The sequence below is a fragment of the Nocardia terrae genome, assembly GCF_009760405.1.
Lineage (GTDB): Bacteria > Actinomycetota > Actinomycetes > Mycobacteriales > Mycobacteriaceae > Nocardia > Nocardia terrae.
Window position 1 is genome coordinate 770,427 of record NZ_WRPP01000005.1, and the last position, 15,275, is coordinate 785,701.

Consider the following 15,275-nt stretch of genomic DNA (forward strand, 5'->3'; position numbering starts at 1 on the left):
GGTTCCTTTCCGAGAGCGGACGACTAGAGGTGGCCGCTGCCACCGATCATCCACGGGTTGAAGGTGCAGACCAGATCGGGATGTGCGGCCGGGTCCAGGGCGTGCAGGACGATGGACGCCGCCCTGGGCGAGTACATGATGGTCAGGTGGTCGGAGACGTCCTCGGGGCAATCCTGTTGCAGCGTAATGTTTTCCACTGTCGCATCCGGACCGGGCGTGAGGAAGGTCCAGTCGTAGGGGTTGGAGATCTCGTCGTGGGTGGTCCCGATGGCGGTGTACGCGACGCCGGGCACGGTGTCGCCGCCCGCGTTCAGCTTCGCGTAGAACTCCGACCCCACCACCTGTTCGGTGTTGGCCTGCCCGATCAGCGGCTGGTAGAAGCCGAGAATATCGAGCCCGAGGTTGGTGATGAACCGGCCCAGGCTGGCGAATCCGAGCAGCGAGGTGCCGTGGGTGGTCGCACCGAGGGTGATGACCTTGCCCACCTTCCCCTGTCCGCCTTCGAATTTCATGTACTGGCTGGTGACCGGCCCGCCCTGGGAGTGCGCGATCACATCGACGGCGGGCGCGCCGGTGGCGGCCAGCACCCGGTCCACGAACTGCGACAGCTGCCGAGCGGAGTCCTCCATCGGCCCGACGCCGTAGCGGCCGGGCAGGACCGCGCCGAAACCGCCGCCGCCCAGCGGGGTCTCGCGGCCGAAATTGAAGGCGAAGACGCAGAATCCGGCGCGGGCGACCTGCGGGGACAGGAACGAGAAGCTGTCGTAGGTATTGAGCCAGGTGCCGTGCACCAGCACGACCGGGCGCGGGTGCTCGGCGCTGGGCTTGCAGTTCCAGTCGTTGGCTCCCGGCGGCGCGGCGTCCGGGTGGGTCAGGCCGTAGCCGAAAGCGGCGAGGAAGGCCGACATCTCCGGGCCGACGCCGACCGTGTCCGAGGCGGTGCTCACCAGTGCCGAACCCGAGCTGCTACCGGAGTCGGCGGGTTCGGCGCCGGCGACGCCGGTCGAGCACGCGACGGCGAGAGCGGTCGCGCCGGCGAACACGGCGCTGCCCAGGGTACGGATGGTCGGCCTCATGAAATTCTCCTACTGCCTCATTCGAATCCGACCGAATGCGTCGGGCTCGGATGTGACCGTAGGAGCGGGCTGTGGCCCGTGTCACGATCGCTGTGTCAGGTGACAGTGCCGGGTTCCGTGCGCGGTGCGCGGTTGTGGTGATCGACAGCCTCAGGCGGGCGGCGTGCTCACCAGGGCGATGGCGGTGCGGGTGAACAGCGGGGCCAGCTTCGGCAGCGCCTGGGCGCCCTCGCGATGCAGGCAGGCGCGCACCCGGTCGTCGATGCCGCCGAGCAGCATGTCGATCAGCTCGCGGTCGGGTTCGGCGGCCAGATCGCCCTCGCGGACGCCGACGCGCGCCACGGCCATGATGTACTCGGCGAAACGGTCGTGCACGCGCAGCCGGTGCTCCACCAATCCCGGTCCGGCCGCCAGGGTTTCGACGTACAGCGCGCGGACTACCGCCGGTTGCAGGGCGAGCACGTTGAGATAGATCTCGAACGAAATCCGCACCCGGTCCTTGAAATTCACGCCCTGGAGCCCGGTCACGGTCTCCTGCAGCTGATCCAGGGCCGTGCCGACCGCGAGATCATAGGCGGCGGCGAAACATTCGTCCTTTCCGCCGAATACCGCGTAGAAGGTCCGGCGCGCCACCTGCGCGCGGCTCACGATATCGGCGACCGTGGTGGCCGCGAAGCCCAACTCCCCTACCGCCTCCAGCACCGCGGTGCACAACCGCCGGTACTGTGACGCCTCCACCTGTTCGCGAGTCAGCCCGTGCCGGCCCCGCGGCAACGGACCCGGCTCACCGACAGTTTCCACACTCACGTCCCCAGAATAGGTTTCCACGTCATCGAGCGAGCAACGGTCCGGGCGATATATATCGGGCCGTTTCGCTCAGCAATGGTACCGACTGGTTTGCATCAATTGCCGTCATGGACGCGCCACTCCCGATACGCGGCGCGGGAACAGACCGCGCACGGGCGATACCCGGCCGCTATCGCGGAGCGCTCGTCGGCGAAGAATACCCGGTGACGCGCATACCCGCCGCGGGACAGCGCACGCAGGGCGGCCGGGCAATCGAGTCGGCCGTAGATCCGCAACCGGCGATGGCCGCCCAGAGTGCCCGGGGTCGAGCTGCGGTAGGAGCGACCATCGGGGCCGAGCAAGGTGTACTCCACGACGATCACGCGTCGTGAAACACGAGCCCCAGCGTGTGCCGCTGCCCGGACCGCACCACGCTCACCCCGTGCCGCATGGGCGCGGCCGACCAGCCGCGGGCGCCGCGCACCGGGCGGTCGCGGGTGGTGAAGATCAACCCGTGTCCCTGCGGCAATACCATTGCCGCGCCCCGTGATTGGGCGCGCGGCCGCTGCTCGACCATGAGGAACTCACCGCCGGTGTAGTCGATGCCCGGCGCGTCGAGTCCGATCACGATCTGCAAGGGAAACACCATGTCCCCGAACAGGTCCCGATGCAGCGCGTTCCAGTCGCCCGGCCCGTAGCGCAGCAGGATCTGCGAGCTCTTCACCTGACCCGCCCGATGACACTGGGCGATCCACTCGTCGAGACGCTCCGGCCAGCTGCCCGGCCGTCCCAGGCGGGCGGCCCAATCGCGGGCGATCGGCAGCAGCTTCGGATAGAACGCCGCGCGCAATTCGGCGACGACGCCGGGGAGCTCGTGCGTGAAGTACCGATACTCCCCGGACCCGAACCGATGGCGCGCCATGTCGACCGTCGAGCGGAAGCGCTCCTCGTCGTCGTAGAGACCTGCGAGCGTGCGGCATTCATCGGCGGTAAGCAGCGGGCCGGTGAGCGCGTGCCCGTGTTCGTCGAGCTCGGCGGCCAGGGCCGCCCAGTCCTGCTGGGCGACCCGTCCGGCCCGCGCCGAGGGCAGAGTGGCCGCCGTCATGCGACCCGCTCCAGTTCCAGCAGCCGCTGTTTGCGTTCCACTCCCCCGGCGTATCCGGTGAGCGAGCCGTCGGCTCCGATCACCCGGTGACAGGGGCGCACGATCAGCAGCGGGTTCGCGCCGATCGCCGACCCGACGGCCCGCACCGCGGCCCGGGGCGCACCGATTCGCCGGGCGATCTCGCCGTAGGTGATGGTGCTCCCGTACGGGATCTCCTCCAGCGCCCGCCACACGCGCCGCTGGAATTCGGTGCCGCCGCCGTCGCCGAACCGGAGGTCGAATTCGGTCCGCTCACCGGCGAAATACGCGGTCAGTTGCGCCACCACGTCGGTGAACGCCTCCGGGTCCGCAACCCAGTCCGGCTCCACCAGAACGCTCTTGGCACCGCCCATCGACACCGCGGTCAGCGCCAACGCCCCGTCCTGAATCTCCCCCACGAGCAGCAGTTCTCCGACGGGTCCGGCCATCGTCGTGTACACGGTCATCGCTACCTCCTTGATCGATCCGTTCTCGTTCCACCAACCACTCTGGCGGACTGGATCGGCGATGACCGGCGGGAATCGGCCATGGCATTGGCGGCATTCGGACATGCGGCGCTAGGCGGGAGCCCGCCGGAATTCCAGGGCGGTCCGCCCGTCCGCGATGGCGACAGCGGCATGGCACACCAGCCCGCACCGCGCCGCCAGTTCTCGCAACTCTTCCTCGGTGCGTTCCTTGCCGCCGAAACACATCAGCATGAACAAATCGATCGCCGTGTCGGCACCGCGGCCGCGGATCGGTTCGATCACCACCACGACACCATTCGCCCCGGCGGCCTGCGCACAACCGGCGAGAATGGCCGAGGCGTGCTCGTCATCCCAGTCGTGCAGGATGTCGGACAGCACGTAGGCATCGGCACCCGCGGGGAGCGGATCGAAGAAGCTGCCGACGAGCGCTCCGGCACGCGAGGTCAGCCCCAGTTCCGAGAACCGTTGCGCCGCAGCGGTAGCCGTCGGCGCCAGATCCAGCACCCGGCCTCGCACACCGCTGTGCACCTGCAGAATCGCCGCCAGCAGAATCCCGTCCCCGCCGCCCACATCGAGAATCTCACCGAACCGCGCCCAGTCGAAACGCTCCGCGATCTGCTGGGCGTAGCTCCGGTATCGCCAGTTCATCTGAGCATCAAAGGATTTCCGCAACGCGGGCTCCGCATCGATGTCCGCCCAGAACTCCCGACCGTACCGGCGCGGGTAAGCCGGTCGCCCCGTCGTGATGGTCTCCAACAACTCGACGAATGCCAACTCCGCCCGCCCACCCGCGGCATTCATATCGAGCAGCAGCGAAAACCCCTCCGGGGCCTCCGGATCCATCTGATTCCCCAGCGCAGTCGCTCGATACCGCCCTTGCTCATCCGCCTCGAAAACACCCACCGCGACCAGGTGATCGAGCAGCCTCCGCAGCGCCGGGCCGAAAGTCCCGGTCCGGGAAGCGAGCTCATCGACGCTCGCACCGACGCCCGCCCGCTGCGCCAGCCCCAGGGTCGCCGCCACCCGGATCGCCATCGGCGTGGCGAGATCGGCCATGGCCAGCAGGGAAGGAGAATTCCGCGACAGATTCACGCATCGAAGCTACCCGCGGCAGCCTGGAGGAATGACTCTCGTTCAGGCCGGTAGTCAGCGAGATCCAGCAGATGTTCCCCACGGCCCGGCGTGGCCGGGATGAGAATGATGGTCAGTTGGCGGGCCAGTTCGGGGATCGGCCGAGGGCGGAAACCAGGCGATCGGTGGCGGTCGTGTCGGGATGGACGGGGATCCGGTCGGCGTAGCCGTTGGGGCCGCGTAGCGAACCCTCGGCGGGACATGCGGCGAAGGCGTCGATCCATCGGGCGATGGCCTGCCCGAAGGCTTTTCGCGGATCGGCGTCGAGGACCGCGGTGGCGTCCAGGATGAGTTCGCTTATCGCCTCGTGCTCGGTATTCATGTGCTCCAACAGATCTCGGATCGTCCAGCCCGCGCGGGGCGTGGACAGGCCGAGTTCGGAATCGGTCAGTTCCTCGACGAGCGTTGCCAGGCTTCGGAGGGCACGGCGGTCGAGTTCATAGACATCCACGGTTGGAACCATACGCACGATCGTTCGTGTATTTAATGATCGACAGCTAAACTTGCAAGTTTGGCTGCACTTATGGCACAGTGGGATGGTGAGCGGGAATGGCACAGATCGGCCTGCGGACGAGATAGTCGCGGCCGCGAGCGAGTTGCGTGTGGTGGCCAGCCGCCTGCTGCGGCATTTGCGGTCGGCACGCGGAGGGATCGAGATGACGCCCTCGCAGGCCGTGGCCCTGAGTCGGCTCGGCGGTGAAGGACCGATGTCGGTGGCCGATCTGGCGCGGGCCGAGCGGGTGCGGCCGCAATCCATGCGGACCACGCTCGGAGTACTGGAGGAGCGCGGGCTGGTGACACGAGCACCGCATCCGAGCGATCAGCGACAGGTGCTGATGTCCCTGAGCGCCGAGGGACAGCGGCTGTTGCGGATGGCGCACACCGCCAAGGAGGACTGGCTCGCCACCGCCATCGCCACCAAACTCGCCCCGGCCGAACAGGATGCGCTGATCGCCGCCATTCCACTGCTCTCCAGACTCGTCGAAGACTGACCGGAATACCCACTCCCAGAAAAGGATTGCACCTTGACGTCGAACCTCCTGGACCCGAACACCGCCCTGGTTCTCATCGATCTGCAGCGCGGCATCACCGGCGCACCCACCGAGCCGCACCCGGCCGATGAGGTCATCCGACGGGGAGCCGAGTTGGCCAAGGCATTTCGAGCGCAGGGGCTGCCCGTGGTCCTGGTGCGCGTGTCCTTCTCCGAGGACGGCGCGGACATGCCGCCGGGACGCACCATGCAGCCACGCGGCGGAGGCTTCACTCCGCCGCAGGGCTGGGACGAGATCGTCGACGAGGTCGAAGCGCAGCCGGGCGATATTCGAATCACCAAGCGCCAGTGGGGCGCATTCCACGGCACCGACCTGGATCTGCAGCTGCGACGGCGCGGAGTGACCGCGATCGTGCTGGGCGGCATCGCCACCAGCATCGGCGTGGAATCGACTGCCCGCGCCGCCCACGAGCATGGCTATCACGTCGTCGTCGCCACCGATGCCTCCGGCGACCGCGAATCCGCCTCCCACAGCCACTCGGTCGAGAAGATCTTCCCCCGCCTGGGCGTCACCGCAACCACCCAGGAAGTGCTCGACGCCCTGGCCCAGTTGCCTGCGCGGGACTGAGTTGTCGAATCAGATTATTTGCCAATAGTTTTCCAGGCGTGTTGAGCCGATCATGCTGTCGTGTCGCTTGATTCGAAACTATGATCGAATGTATGACCGAAACTGCAGCTGAACTGTTCGCCGCCCGCGCGGTGATCGAGGAGCTGCGCGTGGTGCACTCGGAAATAGCTGTGTTGGAAGCCAAGCAGATGGCGTTGATGACCGCGCTCTACACCCTGCGCCGCGAGGAACAGCTCGACCTCGGTGTCGCCTACCTGCATGCTGGGGAGGACGCCGCCACCGAGATCGGGATCGCGCTGAAGATGTCGCAGCGTTCGGCGGATCTGCTGATCAATCTGGGCCTGGATCTGAACAACCGCTGTCCGGCCACTCTGGAAGCCTTCGCGGCCGGGCGCATCGACTTGGCTCAGGCTCGGGCGATCTCCCAGACCCTGGCCAACGTCCCGGATTCGGTGCGTGCGGAGTTGGAACCCAAGGTTGCCGGCTATGCCGAGGACCACGATCCGGCCCGGATCAAGCGCACCGCGCGGCGCTGGCTGCTCGAGGCCGACCCCGAAGGACAAGCGGTGCGCCGCAAGGCCGCCGAGGCCGACCGCTATGTGAGCATCTCTGCCGCGGACGACGGGACCGCCGTGGTGGATGCGGTCCTGCCCGCCGCCGGTGGACAAACCCTCTACGAGCGTCTGCGGGAGATGGCCTCGACCCAGGTGTGCGGTTCGGATCCGCGCACCACCACCCAGTGCCGTGCCGATGCCCTGGTCGCCCTCGCCGACGGCACCGGTCGTCTCACCTGCCAGTGTGGTCGGCCCGACTGCCCGCATGCCGAGATCGACGCGACCACCCCCGCACCACGGAAAGTGCTTGTGCAGGTAGGTGTCTCAGCCGAAACCCTGGCCGGGCTGCGCGACAATCCGGCGTTGTTGGCGGGATTCGGCGCGATCGATGCGGATCTGGCCCGCCAGCTTGCCCGCCATGCCCGCTTCGACATCATCACCGACCCCACCGAAACCCCCGCTGCGCCAGTCCGGGCTGTCAAAGCCACGAGCGAAACAACCAGTACTGCAACAGAATTGCGGTACCGACCCGGAATCCGGGTCGCTGCCCGAGTGCGTGCCCTCGACGGGACCTGCCGTGCTCCCGGCTGTCAGATCCCGGCCGCGGCCACCGATCTCGACCACCAAGACCGCTTCGATCACACCAACCCCATCTCCGGTGGGCACACCACCGAAGACAACCTCGGGGCCCGGTGTCGTCGCCATCATCGGCTCAAGACCCACTCCGACAACCACCGCAACCAATGGCAGGTCATCCACCACCCGGGGCGGGAGGTCGAATGGGTCACCCCCACCGGGGAATCGGCCACCACGACTCCCGAAGGGGTGCCGTTCCTGTTCCCGACGGTGTTCGTGCCGCCAGTCACCGCTGACGGAGTGCCTGAGGCCGAACCAAATGGATCGATCTGGGATCCCGGGATCGCGGAATCGGAGATGACCGAGCTGCTGCACGTTTACTACTCTCCCGCGCAACGACGCGAGGCATTCCGTGCTGCCCGACACGCTCGGCAGGCCCAGCACAACATGTGATTCAGATGCATGAGGTCAGGTAACCCGGGGGAAGACTTCCAGGGCACATGAACTGGCAACGGGATTGCGCATCGATCGGAGGTACCTGAAGTGTGGTCGCCTCGCCTGCCCTACCGGACTTGGGCTGACGCCGGGTTGGGAGCCGTCACCTCACGTCCCAGCCCACGGACTGCACGGATCACCTTCTCGAGACAAAACACAAAAGACAAAAGACCCAAACACTCTCTCCCTGGGTTACTTCACCCGGTCGTGGGCTCGGGACCATAGGGCGGGCCAGCCGCCCGCGCCAAGCCAGTCGGCGGGGACCAGGAGGCCGTGGTCGGCGATGTGGGACCAGAAGAGTTCACGGTCGGGGCCGAGGTCGACTGCGGCCAGGCCGGATTCGAGGGCGGTCGGCCACGCGGAATCCCAGGGGCCTTCGGGGTCGGTCAGGGACGTTGCTGGGAAGCCGGGGACGGTTATCGCGCGGGGTTCGGTGATCGGGAGGAGTGGGAGGTCGGGGGGTGGGGCGCAGGTGAGGGTGAGGATGAGGGGGCACAGGAGGTCGGGGGTGGGGTTGCGGGTGATGGCTTGGGTGAGGGTGGGGTCGCCTCGGCGGGCCAGGCGGGTCAGGGCGATTCGGAGGCGGTGGGCGATCAGGTCCTGGGCGCGGGCGGTGGCGATGTCGGGGTCTTTGACCATGGCGCGCAGGGTTTTCGAGGGGACGGGGGCGTCGGTGGTGATGGTGCGCAGGCGGGGGTAGCGGGTCAGGAGGGCGGGGTCGAGGGAGTCGACGGCGGTGGCGAGGGGGCGGGTTCCGGTGGCGGTCCAGAGGCGGGGTAGGGCTTCGGGGGTAGCGGCCAGGAACTCCACGCACAGGCGGGTGAGGCGTTCGGTGGGTGAGCGGCGGAGGGCGATCAGGGTTTTCGGGTCGCCGTCGAGGTCGCCTGCGAGTGCGGTGAGGGTTCGCAGGGCGGATTCGGCTTCGATCATCGCCTTTCGCGCGGCCTCGCGCAGGGACGGGCCTACCTCGCGGATCGGGTTGCGGGCTGGGCGGCGGGGCCGTGCGGGTGGGGTGAGATCGGCCGGTTCGATGGGATCGGTTTCGGGCTCGGTGGCTCGTAGGGTTGCGACCCAGTCTCGGAATGCCTGGTTCAGGGTGGGATCGGGGTCGTTGTTGAAGCGGCCCTTGATCTCGTTGACGAACCAGCCGTGGTCGGTGCCGCGGAGCTCGGCGTTGATCTGCAGGACGTTCTGGTCGTCGCGGAGCGCTACCAGGATGCTGCGGCCGCGAACCGCCTCGTCCTGGTACCACGGGCCCGCGATGCAGTTGCCCATGTAGTCCGACCATTCCGCGAGCCGGGATGCGGTGTGGGCGATCTGGATTCGGACCTCGGTGCCGGGGAGGGTCGCGCCGTCGTGGGCAAGGATCGGGTCGGGGACGTCGAATTCGTTGGTGAGGGCCGATGCGACCGCGCCGCTGGTCATGAGTCCGGTGCACAGGTGCTGCCAGTCCCGGCAGCGGTCGGGGGCGGCCGCGCCGAGGGCGAGCAGCTGGGCGGCGCCTGCCACGGCGAGCGGGATGGAGTCGGATCGGGGGGTCAGTGGATCGGGCTGCGGTCGTGGTGGATTCGTGTCGAATTCGGGGACGAGCCAGAAGCCTTCGTCGGTCGCGGCGGTGTGGCCGCGGGCCTGGGCCATGGCATCGGCCAGGTCGGCGAACCAGAGTAGGTCGGAGGCTTGTTCGGCCGCGGTCGGGTCTTCGGCCAGACGGTCGGCGAGGCTGGGGCGGGTGTGGCGGAGCAGGGGGCGAGTGCGCCAGGTGTGCGGGGGGCGGGTCGTGGTGGGGCCGACCTTCTCGCGAAAGGTGCGCAGCGAGACGGAGTCCCAGGATTCGGGCAGCGCGTTGTGGGGGATCTCGTGAACGAGCAGGGTTCGGCAGCGGTCGTGGACGACCGTCGCGTAGGCGAGGGCGGTGCGCAGGCGGGCACGGACGAAACGTTCGTAGGCGCTGCCCCGGGGCTGCTGGTGGCGGAGCCAGGTGTTGATGTCGCGGATGTGGCAGATGGGGCGGGCGGGCAGGGAGTCGGCGGCGCGGCGGGCCTTGTTCGCGTCGCCTTTGCTGAACAGTGCTGAGACGGTGTCGATCTCGGCACGGACCCGGTCGATGCCTGCGACTACGCCGAGCTCGTGCACTGCGGTGGCGGCGCGCAGGAGCACCGTGGCGGCCAGCGCGTCCTGGATCACGCGTTCGACGGTGTGCTTCCAGAGGTCCGACCAGGTCGGGCGGAAGTGGATGGCGGAGATCAGTGTCACGGGGCGTTCGGTCGAATCCTGGACGAGTTTGATCACTTCCGCCTCGTCGAACTGGCGGTAGGTCTCGCGCAGCGTCTCGAGCGCCGACAGGTCGTGGCTCGCGATCAGGCGGTCGCGGGCCAGCTCCGCCTCCTGCCACGCGCAGCTGCGCTGCCACAGGTCCAGGATCAGGTCCAGACGCCTTGGCCGGGAATACTGTTCGAGGACTCGGCCGAGATTCTCGGCCAGCACCGAGGGTGCGCCGTCGGGGATCGGGTCGGTGCCGTCGGGGGCGCGCAGGGCGAGGACCTTCACGAGTTGCTCGGGGCCCAGGACGTCGGCGGCGGCCGAGGCCAGGATGACCGCGGACCAGCGGCCTTCGCCGATGGCCTGCTCGGCGGCCGCGCCGACCGGCTTGGTGGCGGTGACGCCGAACAGGGCCACCAGGGTGGCCGTGCGCTCCCCCAGGCGCCAGGCGCCGCTGACCTTCAGGATCCGCAGGGCGGCCAGGACCGCGTCGCGGCGGTCGCCGGTCGCGCCCGCCAGCCGGGCGGAGGCGAAGCCGTCGCCGACATCGATTCCGGCACCGGCGATCACGACGCCGCCGAGTTCCAGCAAACCGGCCAGATCGGCGCAGGCGATGGCGATGCGGGCGGGGTCGCTGTCGCGATGGCCCAGCACGACGGCCGCGCCCTCGGGGGCGTCGTGGTCGATCTCCTCACCGGTTTCGACCAGCCAGGCTCGCCGATCTCGTTCCGCGACCATGCCGAAGGCCAGACGCACTGCCAAACTCGAACTCCCACTGCTGAATTGCCGGGCTCGGCCCGGAACGACTCCCGCCCCCGACGATACGGTCGGGGGCGGGAGCTCGGCAATGCGGTTTCACAATCTCCGGGCATCGATCATCCAGATCTGGATGTTCGACGCCTCATGGTTCGCTCCTATGCTGCCGATCATGCGTACCAGGTCGGTGACATCTTCTGTGCGGGCCAGCAATTCGACGCGCAATCCACTGGAGACGTCGGTCTCGAAGCGTTGTCCGCGGTAGCTCTCGACGCGGTTGTCACGGTCGTCCACCCGGTAGACCTGGGTGACCACCATGCGCCGGACTCCGAAGGCGGCCAGGGCCTGTTTGATCTGATCGAACAGGCCGGGCGGCACCACCAGCGTCAACAACTTCGCGTCCGCGCCGCCGCCCGGGTCCATGTTCTGGTAACCGATCATGCCGCCGAGGTGCAGCGGCGCCGACATCAGGATTCCTTGGCCGGAATCTCCGCTTCACTGTTGGTCGCCGGCGCCTGTGGTCGGGCCGCGGGTTTGCGCAGGACCGACTGTTGCGCGTGGACGAGCGTGTCGTCGGGGTACGCCTCCTCCTCGTGTGCTCCGACGTCGCCGGTCTCGAGCACTTCATCGGGCATCCGCAGGCTCATGAAGAGGCTCAATATCTTCAGGATCGCGAAGGTGATGAACGCGTCCCACACGATGACCGTGCCCGCCGCGCCCGCTTGCCACAGCAGCAGTTTCGGGTTGTGGCCGTAGAGCCAGCCGCCGTAGGTCGCGTCGGCCGCGCCGCCGGTGCCCAGGTACACCTTGATGTTCGGGTCGGCGAGGACGCCGACCAGCATGCCGCCGGCCAGACCGGCCACACCGTGCGTGTGGACCACGCCGAGGGTGTCGTCGACCTTGCGGAACAGCCGGGTGCGGCCCAGCTTGTTCCACGACAGCCACACCAGGGTCGAGGCGATCAGGCCGATGACCATCGCGCCGAAGCTGTTGACGAAACCGGCCGCGGGGGTGATCGCGACGAGACCCGCGATCATGCCGTTGACCGCGCCCAGGAAGTTCGGACGGCGCGACGGGCCCGCCAGCATGTCCCAGATGACCCAGGTCAGCACCGCGACCGCGGTCGCGAGGTTGGTATTGATCACCGCGAGTGAGGCATCCGAGCCCGAGAAGTACGGGTCGCCGCCATTGAAGCCGTTCCAGCCCAGCCACAGGATGCCCGCGCCGGCCGCGGCCATGGGCAGGTTGTTGGGGACCGCGCGTTCTCGGTCGCGGGCCAGGCGCGGGCCGATGACCGCGGCCGCCACGAAACCGGTCGTTCCGGCCGCCAGGTGGATGACGTAGCCGCCGGAGTAGTCCAGCGCTCCCATTTGCGACCACCAGCCGCCGCCCCAGATCAGGAAGGCGTTGACCGAATACGCCAGGGTCGACCAGAGCGGTACGAAGATCAGCCACACCTTGAAATTGATGCGGCCGATCACGCTGCCCAGGAACAGCAATGGCGTGATGGCGGCGAACACGAACTGGAAGTACGCCAGCGTGGTCTCGGAGAATCGGAACTTGGGCATGAGGCCGTCGAGTAGCGGAATCACCGCTTGCTCTTGATTATTCGAGCCGAGAATCGTGTGCGGTTTGCCGATTGCGGCCCGCAGAATTCCTGGTCCCAGTTTGATGGGGTCGCCGAACCCCATCTTGAAGCCCCACAGCACCCACACGACCAGGACCAGCGAGAATCCGGTGAATGCCATGAGCATGGTATTGACGGCCCATTTGCGTTGCACCAGACCGCCATACAAGATCGCGATACCGGGAATGCTCATCAGGCCGACTAGAGTGGCTGCTACCAACTGCCAGGCATTGTCGCCGGGGTTCAGCCAGTCGGGATACGGTGACATGTTTCAGCGCTACCTCACCGCGGAACGGGCAGGCACCATGCCCGCTCCAGCACTAAATTATGTTGTGACATAAGGTGTCTGGCGTCACATTGGGTGAACCAAGTGTTGTGCCGTAACGTTTCCCGACGATTACGCGCCGTTAAATCTGGATTTCGCGGTTCGGTCGCGAATGCACGTGCATTCGAAATGAACGGTTCACCAATAAATTCCAACCGGTTGGAACTCGATCGACAGGGTGCGGTCCCTCCCGTACGATCCGGCTATGGGGAGCACCGGACGGTTCGAAACGGGGGAACGGGGTTGAGGAGTCGTCTTCCGGCGACCATGCGCAATGCCGCGCAGTGGACGCGACGCTTCGGGCGCACGGCGCCGGGCGTCATCGGTGCGGTGGGGGCCGCCCTCGCACTGCTCGCGCTGATCGCCGGACTGGTGTCAGCGAACGCGCAGAGCGCCAAGCTTTCTCGGCACGACACCGTGCTCGCGCACACCGAACCACTGGCCAATGCCGCGCAACGGCTGTACGTCGCACTCTCGAGCGCGGACGCGGCGGCCTCCACCGCCTATCTGTCCGGCGGCGTCGAGACGGCCGAGGTGCGCACCCGCTACGAGGGCGCGCTCACCGAGGCCGCGGCCGCGCTGGCAGAGGCGACCACGGGCGCGTCCGATACCGAGACGCGGGAGATACTCGGCCAGATCTCGGCCGAATTGCCCAGATACACCGGCTTTGTCGAAGCGGCGCGAGCCAACAACCGGCAGGGGCTGCCGGTCGGCTCGGCGTATCTGCGGCAGGCTTCCGCGCTCATGCAGGGCTCGATCCTGAAGAACGCCGACGAGCTGGAGAAGGTCCGGCTGGGGCAGCTGCACCGGGATCAGGACGCGATCACGGGATTGCCGTTGTGGTCCTCGGGGTTGCTGGTATTGCTGCTGGCCGCCTGTGGTCTCGGCAGCTGGATACTGCTGCGGCGTACCAATCGGTGGGTCAATACGGGTGTCGCCGCGGCCGCGGGGCTGGCGGTGGTCGCCTTGTTGTGGATCGTGGCCACCACCATCGCGGCCTCGGCGGCCATCGACACGGGGGCCACGTCGCGGTTCGAAAAGCTGGCGCAGGCACGGATTCTGGCGCAGCAGGCCCGGACCGAGGAGACGCTGCAGCTCATCACGCGCGGCAATCTCGACGAGAGCGAGAAGCGGTTCACCGCGAGCAGCGATCAGCTGCGGGGGGATCTGAGTTCGTTGCTGGGCAGCGATTCGCCCGCCACCACGGCCTTCTCCGGCTGGCAGACGGGCCATCAGCACGAGGTCGCCTCGTACAAGAGCAATAACTTTCGCGGTGCGGTCGACCAGGCGATCAAGACCGATGGTGACGGATCGGCCGTCCAGTTCGCCGCCCTCGATACCGCACTGAAATCCGAACTCGAGCGGACGCGCCAGGAAGTGCGCGACGATGTGAACACGGCCGGAAATGCCCTCACCCTGAGTTCGCTCGGCATGCTGGTGCTGCTGCTGGGCGCGGCGGCCGCCATTGTCGGCGGGGTGTGGCCGCGGTTGAAGGAGTTCCTGTGAAGACGCGGATTCGGATGCTGCTGGTGGCAGCCGTGGCATTGCTGGCCGCCGCGTGCGGGTCCACGCCCGACGCCGCGCCGTTCCAGCTGCCGAGCGAGAACCGGCTGCCGGCGGGGGCGAAGGTGCTGGCATCGTCGCCGAATCAGCGTGGCGACACCGCCTGTGACCCGACCGCGAGTCTGCGCCCGGTCCAGGGAGCCACCGGGCCGAGCGTGGCGGCCATCCGCGCTTCCGGCAAGATCCGGATCGGCGTGGACCAGAACCAATTCCTGTTCGGTTACCGCGATCCGAAGAGCGGTGAGCTCGAGGGCTTCGACATCGATCTCGCGCGCGAGATCGCCCGCGATCTGTTCGGCGATCCGGACAAGGCCGAACTGCACCCGATCGATTCGGCGAACCGGGTGCAGGCGTTGAAGAACAACGAGGTCGACATCGTCGTCCAGGACTTCACGCCGACCTGCGCTCGCCGCCAGGACATCCAGTTCTCGTCGGTGTATTTCGAGACCGATCAGCGGGTGCTGGTGACCACCGGCTCGGGTATTCACTCGGCGGCGGATCTGGGCGGCAAGAAGGTCTGCGGGATTCCCAACTCGACGACGCTGGACGCGGTGTTCGCACTCCCGGACAAACAGCGGCCCACCGTGATCGGCATCGAGAACTGGCTGGACTGCCTGACCGCGCTGCAGCAGGGTGAGGTCGACGCCGCGAGCACCGACCTGCCGCTGCTCTACGGGTTGAAGGTCCAGGACCCGAATCTCGAGGTGGTCGGCAATCCGATGGCCACCGATGTGTACGCCGTCGGAATCCAGAAGGACAAGACCGATCTCGTTCAATTCGTCAATGGCGTGCTGGAGCGGATTCGCGGCGACGGCACCTGGCTGCGGATCTACAACCAGCGGCTCAGCGTGCTCGGCCCGTCCAACGGTCCCCCGGTCGCGAAATACAGCAATTGAG

At 67.5% G+C, this 15,275-nt stretch carries 15 protein-coding genes; 5 read left to right on the forward strand and 10 right to left on the reverse strand.

Annotated features, from left to right (window positions below; translation table 11 throughout):
• Window positions 1-23: 23 nt before the first annotated feature.
• The 7 genes from GPX89_RS27610 to GPX89_RS27640 all read right to left on the reverse strand — a co-directional run bounded on the left by GPX89_RS27610 (window position 24) and on the right by GPX89_RS27640 (window position 5,055).
• On the reverse strand, window positions 24-1,076 hold the full coding sequence (locus GPX89_RS27610; RefSeq protein WP_157390526.1) for an esterase/lipase family protein: 1,053 nt from the start codon (window positions 1,074-1,076) through the stop codon (window positions 24-26).
• A gap of 150 nt (window positions 1,077-1,226) precedes the next feature.
• Window positions 1,227-1,883, reverse strand: a complete 657-nt coding sequence (locus GPX89_RS27615; protein ID WP_328602368.1) for a TetR/AcrR family transcriptional regulator — start codon at window positions 1,881-1,883, stop codon at window positions 1,227-1,229.
• 95 nt (window positions 1,884-1,978) lie between these two features.
• Complete coding sequence (locus GPX89_RS27620; RefSeq protein ID WP_407939489.1) at window positions 1,979-2,236, reverse strand: Ada metal-binding domain-containing protein; 258 nt, start codon at window positions 2,234-2,236, stop codon at window positions 1,979-1,981.
• Between the two features lie 5 nt (window positions 2,237-2,241).
• On the reverse strand, window positions 2,242-2,967 hold the full coding sequence (locus tag GPX89_RS27625) for a 2OG-Fe(II) oxygenase (protein WP_157390527.1): 726 nt from the start codon (window positions 2,965-2,967) through the stop codon (window positions 2,242-2,244).
• Entirely contained in the window at window positions 2,964-3,452 is a 489-nt protein-coding gene (locus GPX89_RS27630; RefSeq protein ID WP_157390528.1) for a methylated-DNA--[protein]-cysteine S-methyltransferase, read from the reverse strand. Before GPX89_RS27630 ends, GPX89_RS27625 begins: the two co-directional genes overlap by 4 nt.
• 111 nt (window positions 3,453-3,563) lie before the next feature.
• A complete protein-coding gene (locus GPX89_RS27635; protein WP_198347618.1) occupies window positions 3,564-4,565 on the reverse strand; it encodes a methyltransferase in 1,002 nt (333 codons plus the stop codon).
• 112 nt (window positions 4,566-4,677) lie between these two features.
• Complete coding sequence (locus GPX89_RS27640) at window positions 4,678-5,055, reverse strand: maleylpyruvate isomerase N-terminal domain-containing protein (RefSeq protein ID WP_157390529.1); 378 nt, start codon at window positions 5,053-5,055, stop codon at window positions 4,678-4,680.
• Between the two features lie 88 nt (window positions 5,056-5,143).
• Here GPX89_RS27640 and GPX89_RS44870 point away from each other — a divergent pair, with 88 nt between their 5' ends.
• The 3 genes from GPX89_RS44870 (at window position 5,144) to GPX89_RS27655 (ending at window position 7,806) form a co-directional block, all read left to right on the forward strand.
• The gene (locus GPX89_RS44870; protein WP_198347619.1) at window positions 5,144-5,596 is read left to right on the forward strand and encodes a MarR family winged helix-turn-helix transcriptional regulator; all 453 of its coding nucleotides are present in this window, start codon (window positions 5,144-5,146) and stop codon (window positions 5,594-5,596) included.
• Window positions 5,597-5,629: 33 nt separating this feature from the next.
• Window positions 5,630-6,223, forward strand: coding sequence for a hydrolase (locus tag GPX89_RS27650; RefSeq protein ID WP_157390531.1), 594 nt, complete (start codon window positions 5,630-5,632; stop codon window positions 6,221-6,223).
• A gap of 92 nt (window positions 6,224-6,315) precedes the next feature.
• Window positions 6,316-7,806: an HNH endonuclease signature motif containing protein gene (locus tag GPX89_RS27655; protein WP_157390532.1), complete on the forward strand. Its 1,491-nt coding sequence runs from the start codon at window positions 6,316-6,318 to the stop codon at window positions 7,804-7,806.
• 234 nt (window positions 7,807-8,040) lie between these two features.
• On the opposite strand, the gene GPX89_RS27660 is transcribed toward GPX89_RS27655, so the two are convergent.
• From GPX89_RS27660 to GPX89_RS27670, 3 genes are all read right to left on the reverse strand, one after another.
• Window positions 8,041-10,869: a hypothetical protein gene (locus GPX89_RS27660; RefSeq protein WP_157390533.1), complete on the reverse strand. Its 2,829-nt coding sequence runs from the start codon at window positions 10,867-10,869 to the stop codon at window positions 8,041-8,043.
• A gap of 93 nt (window positions 10,870-10,962) precedes the next feature.
• Window positions 10,963-11,331 carry a P-II family nitrogen regulator gene (locus tag GPX89_RS27665; protein ID WP_157390534.1) on the reverse strand — a complete coding sequence of 123 codons (369 nt, stop codon included), beginning with the start codon at window positions 11,329-11,331 and terminating at the stop codon, window positions 10,963-10,965.
• Complete coding sequence (locus tag GPX89_RS27670) at window positions 11,331-12,758, reverse strand: ammonium transporter (protein ID WP_157390535.1); 1,428 nt, start codon at window positions 12,756-12,758, stop codon at window positions 11,331-11,333. The genes GPX89_RS27665 and GPX89_RS27670 overlap by 1 nt, the downstream gene beginning before the upstream one ends.
• A 300-nt stretch (window positions 12,759-13,058) precedes the next feature.
• Between GPX89_RS27670 and GPX89_RS27675 the strand changes: the two genes are divergently transcribed.
• Window positions 13,059-14,321: a hypothetical protein gene (locus GPX89_RS27675; RefSeq protein ID WP_235948075.1), complete on the forward strand. Its 1,263-nt coding sequence runs from the start codon at window positions 13,059-13,061 to the stop codon at window positions 14,319-14,321.
• Complete coding sequence (locus GPX89_RS27680) at window positions 14,318-15,274, forward strand: glutamate ABC transporter substrate-binding protein (RefSeq protein WP_328602369.1); 957 nt, start codon at window positions 14,318-14,320, stop codon at window positions 15,272-15,274. The genes GPX89_RS27675 and GPX89_RS27680 overlap by 4 nt, the downstream gene beginning before the upstream one ends.
• Window position 15,275: the final 1 nt, after the last annotated feature.